General features: G+C 54.4%; 1 protein-coding gene and 1 pseudogene. Both read right to left on the bottom strand.

The annotated features are described in order from the left end of the window. A pseudogene (locus AC06ND_RS09430) lies at window positions 1-371 on the bottom strand (alpha-L-arabinofuranosidase C-terminal domain-containing protein); the annotation flags it as partial. A 72-nt stretch (window positions 372-443) separates the two neighbouring features. Next, window positions 444-1,673 (bottom strand): FGGY-family carbohydrate kinase (locus tag AC06ND_RS09425; protein ID WP_475678729.1); only part of this gene is annotated, 1,230 nt, incomplete at its 5' end.

Here is a 1,673-nt window from a genome sequence, read left to right as displayed (position 1 = left end):
TACTCCTTGCCTTCCTCGATTCCCATACCGAAGAAGCCTTCGTTCTCGAGTCCGGTGACGCGTACCGGGTGTCCCGCGTAGCTGAGGTGCACATAGTGAGGACAGTTGCTGAAAGGACCGTCGTTGCGTACCTCGACGTTTCCGAAGGACTGCCAGCCCTGGAGAGGGTTGTCGAATTCGAACGAGCGGTTCTTGACGAGCTCTGCGTAGAGACCTCCGTCTGCGGCGAAGTTGATGTCCTCGAAGAATACTCCGTACATTGTCTTCTGTACAGGGAACTTCTCTCTGCTGAAATCGACGCTGATATGCTTCTGGGCATTTGCAGCGACGCTTGCTGCCATCAGGGCAGCAATGAAGAATGCTTTTCTCATGTCTTGTCGTGTGGGGAAATGGTACCCGGGCACGCGGTCAGGCCCGCCCGGATAAATATATGGGAGCGTGAATTACTTCTTGCACTCGCAGGCTTTCTGCTCTGCAGGGATGCATGCCTTGTAAGTCTCGATCCAAGAGTTGAATCCTTCAACGTCTGCTGGGTCTGGTGCGATCTCTACACCCTTGTCACCGTTGAATACCACCATCTCAAGGTAGTCAGCGAGGCTGAGACCCTTCTTGTTGGTGAGGTAACCGGCGAGCAGTGCGATACCCCAAGCACCACCTTCGCCTGCAGGCTCCATCACTGAGATTGGAGAGTTGAGGGCAGCTGCGAGGACCTTCTGACCTACGCCCTTGGTCTTGAAGAGACCGCCGTGACCGGTGATCCTGTCGACCTGTACGTGCTCCTCCTTGAAGAGGATGTCGTTACCCATCTTAAGTGCACCTACGGTACCGTAGAGGTGTGCTCTCATGAAGTTTGCGAGGTTGAACTTGTCGTTTGCAGAACGGAGGAACATAGGACGTCCGTCGGTACATCCGCACACTGGCTCACCTGATACGTAGTTGTAAGAGATGACGCCACCGCAGTCAGCGTTACCGGTGAGGGCGTGGTTGTAGAGCTTGCCGTAGATCTCGTTCATGTCCACTGGAATTCCGAGAAGCTGCTGGTACTCCTTGAAGAGGTTGACCCATGCGTTGATGTCGGAAGTACAGTTGTTGCAATGAACCATGGCTACGAGGCTGCCGTCAGGAGTTGTCACCATGTCGATCATCTCGTAAGGCTTGCTGAGATCCTTCTCGAGAACGATCATAGAGAATGATGAGGTACCTGCAGATACGTTACCTGTGCGCTGCTTTACTGCGTTGGTAGCGACCATACCGGTACCTGCGTCGCCCTCTGGAGGACAGAGTGGGCAACCGCCCTTGAGGTGGCCGGAGATGTCGAGGCGATGTGCACCATGCTCGGTGAGCACACCTGCATCTTCACCTGCAACGATACACTCAGGGAGGATGTCGCCGAGCTTCCAGTTGTAGCCCTTAGGAGCTACGAGCTCGTCGAACTTCCTTACCATCTCAGCGTCGTAGTTCTTGGTAGCAGGATCTACAGGGATCATACCTGAAGCGTCGCCGATACCGAGGACCTTCTTGCCGGTGAGGCGCCAGTGGATGTAACCTGCAAGGGTAGTGATGTAGGTTATGTCCTTGACATGCTCCTGACCGTCGAGGATGCACTGATAGAGGTGTGAGATGCTCCAACGGAGAGGAATGTTGTAGTTGAAGAGCTTTGAAAGCTCAGCAGC

Source organism: Candidatus Cryptobacteroides sp., from assembly GCF_056207615.1.
The sequence above is the reverse complement of the archived record's forward strand: the minus strand, read 5'-3'. Positions and strand labels throughout refer to the sequence as shown.